Raw genomic sequence first — 5,954 nt, 5'->3', positions numbered from 1 at the left:
TTCCGGGCCGAGGGCTCGCTTGTGGACGAACTGGGGCCGGAACGCTGCCTCGTGGTCTGGAACAAGGCCGATCTCTGTCCGCTGCCGGAAAGCGCGCGCCGCTTCCACGGTGCAGACGTGCTGCCCGTGAGCGCTCGCAGCGGCGAAGGCGTGGACGAGCTTGCCTCGGCCATCCGCCGCCTCTGCCTCAAGGACGAAACGCCGGAAGAAGGCGACATTGCGCCCAATCTCCGGCAGGCAAGTCAGCTCCGCCGGGCGCTCGAAGCGCTCGAAGCGCTGAAAAAGGCCATCGCCATGTCCGTGCCGCCGGATCTTTGCAGCATCCATCTGGAAACGGCCAGCGCGCATCTGGCGGACATCACCGGTCTGAACAGCACGGAAGACACGCTGAACGCCATTTTCTCTTCCTTCTGCATAGGCAAGTAGCCCGGCGAAACAGCGAGCCTGCGCGGCTTTGCCCTTCATGAAGCGACGGGCGGGAAACGGAAAACGCTTTCTGTGTCGTCGCGCGACGTTGCCGGGAAAAACAGGCAATTTTCCGCAGCCGCTTCCTGGCTGACTGTTGAAATGCGGCATAATCGCCGCAACAACGCCCTGCGCGATTCTTGAATATGGCGTCATCGACGCGTTATTCCGCCTTCGGACTCTCATCGGTGCCCGGAGGCGGAATATTTGTCTTCAATCTCTGCAATGCATGAGAGTCTCGCGAGGCAACAAACAGCGAACCGGGCATGCAGAGGCCAAGGCCTCATCCGTGCTCCGGCAATGCAGAAAAAAACGAACGCATGATGACGCCCTCTTGCATGAATTGCCGTTATTTTTACCGTAACTGTCCGGCAGAACATACGTTCCTTGACGGACTCCGCCAGAGCGGCAGCAGACGGCTTGCTCCCTCTGTCTTTCCATGCTAGTCTCGCCAGAAAGGTATTATTTATGTCCGGCAACAACGCATCTTCCCCATCCCGCGCTCCGCATCGACAGTCGCTCTCGCCCGTCGTTCTTCAGCCGTCCCTGAGCAAGGAGGAAATCAACCTTCTCCCCATCCGCGCGTGGGAAGGGCCCGTCGTGCTCGTGCAGGACGAAGACGCGCTGGCCGCAGCGCTGAACGATCTGTGGCAGGAGAACGTGCTCGGCTTCGACACCGAGACCCGTCCCACCTTCACCAAGGGCAAGACCTGCCGCCCGGCCCTCATTCAGCTTGCCACGGCGGAAACCGTGTACCTCATTCAGCTCACGCACACGCCCTTTTCCGAAGACGTGGCCGAACTGCTTTCCTCCCCCCGCGTACTGAAGGCCGGCGTGGCCATTCACGACGACATGAAGGCCCTTGCCCGCATTCATCCCTTTGTGGCCGACGGCGTGGCGGATCTTGCCGCCATGGCCCGCGCGCGCGGCATTCAGGCGCAGGGCCTGCGCACCCTGGCCGCCAATCTGCTGGGCTTCCGCATCAGCAAAAGCGCCCAGTGCTCCAACTGGGAAAACTACGAACTCACCGTGCAGCAGATAAAATACGCCGCCACCGACGCATGGGTGGGACGCGAGCTGTATTTCCACATGCTGCGTCAGGGCGGCAGTCAGCCGCCGCGTCAGCGCAAGGCCAAAAAATCCGCCTGATTCCGCCGCAGGGCGCACTTTCCTCATCAGCGCCCCCGGACCGGGGAACACGCGCCGAACAGCGCGCGACAACAGGCCAGGGCCCGGCAGTCCGAAGGGTGTTGTGCGCCCAAGACGCGGAGCTCCAGACAAGATATTCCCGAGGCGCTGCTCTCTCAGGGATACAGTGCTGTTTTTCCCCCGGCGGCGCGCTTACAAACGGCGGTTCACCCCCACAAAGGGCAGCGTGCGTTGCCGAACGCCGAAGCACGCTTCCGACCTCCGAAGCCTTCCCCTGAAAAACGCGATTTCCCTCCCCTGCGCGTACCGTCTTGCCGAGTTTCCCACCTCCGGCGCGCCGCATGTTCCCGCGTCCGACGCTCCGAGCCCGGCCCGCTGCCTCTCTTTCCCCTTTTCCCTCACCTTTTTCCGCGCCCCTCTGCCGCAGCTTCTCCCAGGCTCTCCCCGCAACGCTCCCGCTCCGCCGGGCGACTCCGCCGATCAGCACCGACCGTCCCCTCTTTCCCGCCGACGCGGCGCTTCTCTTTCCCCGTCTTGACTTCCTGACGTTTCGCCCGAAAATATCAATCGCAACGCCGCGCGTCACTCAAGCAAAGGATTCCTATGAACACGAACGCCAAAAAAATCATCCGCCTGCTTCCTCCCGAACTCTCCAACCAGATCGCCGCCGGCGAAGTGGTGGAACGTCCGGCCAGCGTGGTCAAGGAACTTGTGGAAAACAGTCTCGATGCCGGCGCGACCAGCGTGCTGGTGGAACTGGAAAACGGCGGTCAGACCATGATCCGCGTGACCGACAACGGCCGCGGGGTGAGCGGCGATCAGCTTGAACTTGCCGTGACCCGTCACGCCACCAGCAAAATCGCCGACGTGGCCGATCTCATGAACATCCGCTCCTACGGCTTCCGCGGCGAGGCCCTGCCCAGCATTGCGTCCGTGTCGCGCTTCCGCATGACCTCCGCCCCTCTGGAGGACGACGGCTCCACCGGCGAAGCCTTCTGCATCGACGTGCTCTACGGCACCATCCGATCCGTGGCCCCGGCGGCGCTCAATCAGGGCACCGTGGTGGAGGTCTCCGAGCTGTTCTCCAACATTCCCGCACGACTGAAATTTCTGAAAACGCCCGCCACGGAACAGAAAAAAGCGCAGGAACTCTTCACCAGACTCGCCCTCGCCCGCATGGACGTCGGCTTCACGCTCAAGGCCGGTTCCCGGGAGCTCGTCCGCTTCGAGGCGGGGCAGAGGCTCGCCCAGCGCATGGCCCTGCTGTGGCCGCCCGCCGTGGTGGACGCCCTGCGTCCCTTCGACGTGACGACTTCGGGCATGCATCTGCACGGCCTCTCTTCCGATCCGCGCTCCTCGCAGCCGCGCGCCGACCGCATGCTCTTCTACGTGAACGGCCGCGCCGTCAACGACAGACTGCTCATGCGCGCCGTGCGTCAGGTCTATCAGGGCCGTCTCACCAGCCGCGACTATCCGCAGACCGTGCTGTTCATCGACATGCCGCCCGAGGAAGTGGACGTCAACGTGCATCCCGCCAAGAACGAAGTCCGCTTCCGCGACGAGCAGACCGTGTTCGCCGCCGTGCTGCGCGCCGTGGGCAGCGCGCTGGCGGGCGTGCCGCTCGCTTCCGAACGCTTTGCCGAACGCGCGGATGCCTCCGCCGTGCAGGAAAAGGAACGCCCTGCTCGCCCGCTGGGCTTCTGGGGCGAGGCCGACGCCGTGCGCGTGATGCCGAAACAAAAAACGCCGCCCCGCTCATCCTTTGACTTTCAGGACGACGGCCCCGCAGGACTTCGCGAACGCAGCATGCCCGAACGGGACTTCGTCACCGGGCGTCCGAACAAAAGCGTCGTCCGCGAAAGGACGGGCTTTGCCGTGCCGCATCCGCGCCCCGCATCCGTGCCGCCCCTTCCCGTGAACCGGGAGGCGGAAGACGCCGAACCTTTTGTCGAACCCTCGGAAAGCCAGTCCTCCGAAGCGCAGCCTGCGCCCTCCGCCCCCGTTGCGACGCCTGCGGAGGCAACAACGACTGCACCGGAAATCAAGGCCGCGCCGAAGCCCCTCGATCTCCCGCTGCCGGACGCGCGCCCCGAACAGAGCGCGGACGGCTCGCCCCTGCGCGGCTTCCGCTATCTCGGTCAGGTGGCCCGTACCTATCTCGTGCTTTCCCAGAACGACGACACGCTGCTGATTCTGGATCAGCACGCCATGCACGAACGCATCTTCTATGAAAAGTTCCGCAACGGCGGCTCGCGCGGCGTGGCGCAGCCGCTGCTCGTGCCGCTCAAGCTGGATCTGCACCCCGCGGAGACGGAACGCCTGCTGGAAATTCGGGACAACCTGCTCAGGCTCGGCTTTGAAACCTCGTGCCGGGGCAATCAGTGCCTCGTGCAGACCATGCCCCCGGAAATGGACCGCGCCGAAGCCTCGGCCTTTATGCGCGAGGCGCTCTCCGGGCGCGTGGACGATCTGGAGAGCGTGTGGATTCATCACGCCTGCGCCACGGCCATCCGCGCAGGGCAGCATCTCACGCCCGACGACGCCATGCATCTCATCCGGCAGTGGCTGCGCACGGAATCGCCGGACTTCTGCCCTCACGGCAGGCCCTGCGCCGTGACGCTGGAAAAGGCCGACCTTGAAAAGCTGTTCAAGCGTCGGCAGTCCTGAGCTTCGCCGGAAGAGGCGCGCCTTTTTGCCGGAGCGCTGACGCACCCTTCGGCGCGCCTCGGCCCGAGGCGGCAGGAACCATGCCCCGCCGCTCGCGCCGCCGTGCAGCCAGCCAGCAGCATCCTGCATCCGAAACCTTCCTCCGCCCGGTCGTTGATTCCGACGTGCCGCCCCTTTCCTTCATGAATCCTGCGCCGTCGGAGCACCGGCCGCCGCCCTGCGCCATCCGTCCGCCTCTCCCCTGCCCGACTCGCGCTGCCGAACTCGGCCGCCTTCCGCCCCTGCCCGCACCAAAAGCGGCTCAGCCGCCCTTTTGGCGGCTCCATGCGGCGCAAAACAGCCCGCCGCGCGGAACGCACCGTTCACGACTTCATTCACAAGCTCAAGTCTGCAAGTATAATTCACTCATATCACTCAATATTTATTTTTCTCCCGAAATATCGGCCCATCCGTCTTTTCCGCAGGACATTTCCCCGAAGACGCGCTGATTCCGACGATCTGCGCCATTTTTTCCTCCGCGCAAAAAATATCTGAAATTCTCTCCAGAATTCTTTCCTTTCATGCTTATTTATTTGTAATAATAGAAAAAAATGGAAGTTTTCAGCGTGATAAAATGAGAAAAAAATACCAAATACGCATTGACTTGCTCTTGCCGTTGGGGCATAGCTGATAGACAGGAGAGACACTCTGGGCAATCGGTTTGCCGGAGCAGGGTGTGGGTTTTAGATTTCTTTTGTGTGAGGTTTTTCTCATGGCCAAGTCTATTTATGTCGGGAATCTTCCCTGGTCCGCCACCGAAGAGCAGGTTCAGAATCTTTTTGCCCCCTACGGCAACGTGCTCTCCGTAAAGCTGGTGAGCGACCGTGAAACCGGGCGTGCCCGTGGTTTTGGTTTTGTCGAGATGGAAGATCCCGCGGCCGCTGCCGCCATTGAAGCTCTGGACAACACCAGCTTCGGCGGACGCACCCTGCGCGTGAACGAAGCGAAGCCCCGTGCTCCCCGTCCCCGCTACTAGTCACTGAGGCTGTCCAAGCAGCCTTGTTCCACCCCGGCTTGCCGGGGTCTTTTATTTAATGCCCCTTCACCGCGCGTTTGCCCGTGCGCAGAAGAGGTGCAGAACAGGAGCAGCGACCCCGCCGCCCGCGCAGGCCGGGCCGGATTTTCCGCGTGCAGAAGCAGCGCAAGGCGTTCTTAACTGGACATTCCCCGCAAGCTGGTTATGATGGAAGCACTCTTGTTTCCATTTCGTCTTTACAGGAGACTGTTATGCGTTTTCGTAAGTCGTCGGCCCTGATTCTGGCCGCAGCCATGGCGGTCGCCCTTCCCGCGCTTCCGGGATGCGGACCGCAGCTCGGCGGTTACGACTACAACGCCGGTGAAGCGCGTCAGTCCTTTACCGTGTACCGCGCCACGGCCACGGAAGTCAGGGAAATCAACATCAACAGCGGCGCAAGCTCCAAGCAGACCGTCGGCGGCGTCATCGGCGCCATTGCAGGCGGCGTCATCGGCAGCACCATAGGCAGCGGCTCCGGCCGCACCCTTGCCACCGTGGGCGGCGCGCTGCTCGGCGGCGCGGCAGGCGCAGGCGCGGGCAATCTCGCCTCGCAGCAGACCGGCCTGCAGATCACCGTGCGCTACGACAACGGCAGCGAAGAAGTCATCGTTCAGGGCAA

At 63.0% G+C, this 5,954-nt stretch carries 4 protein-coding genes and 1 pseudogene; all 5 read left to right on the top strand.

Annotated features, from left to right (window positions below; genetic code table 11):
• A pseudogene (locus ACZM96_RS09130) lies at positions 1-426 on the top strand (tRNA uridine-5-carboxymethylaminomethyl(34) synthesis GTPase MnmE); the annotation flags it as partial.
• Between the two features lie 507 nt (positions 427-933).
• Positions 934-1,614: a 3'-5' exonuclease gene (locus tag ACZM96_RS09125; RefSeq protein ID WP_489488671.1), complete on the top strand. Its 681-nt coding sequence runs from the start codon at positions 934-936 to the stop codon at positions 1,612-1,614.
• A 603-nt stretch (positions 1,615-2,217) separates the two neighbouring features.
• The gene (gene mutL / locus ACZM96_RS09120) at positions 2,218-4,281 is read left to right on the top strand and encodes a DNA mismatch repair endonuclease MutL (RefSeq protein ID WP_489488670.1); all 2,064 of its coding nucleotides are present in this window, start codon (positions 2,218-2,220) and stop codon (positions 4,279-4,281) included.
• 751 nt (positions 4,282-5,032) lie between these two features.
• Positions 5,033-5,296 (top strand): RNA-binding regulator, encoded by a 264-nt coding sequence (gene rbp, locus ACZM96_RS09115; protein ID WP_294484960.1) that lies wholly within the window; start codon positions 5,033-5,035, stop codon positions 5,294-5,296.
• A 251-nt stretch (positions 5,297-5,547) separates the two neighbouring features.
• Positions 5,548-5,954: glycine zipper 2TM domain-containing protein (locus tag ACZM96_RS09110; protein WP_489488669.1), on the top strand; the 407-nt coding region annotated here is incomplete at its 3' end.

This window comes from Mailhella sp. (assembly GCF_057866825.1).
Note: the sequence above shows the minus strand (reverse complement) of the source record. Positions and strands in the feature narration are given on the sequence as shown.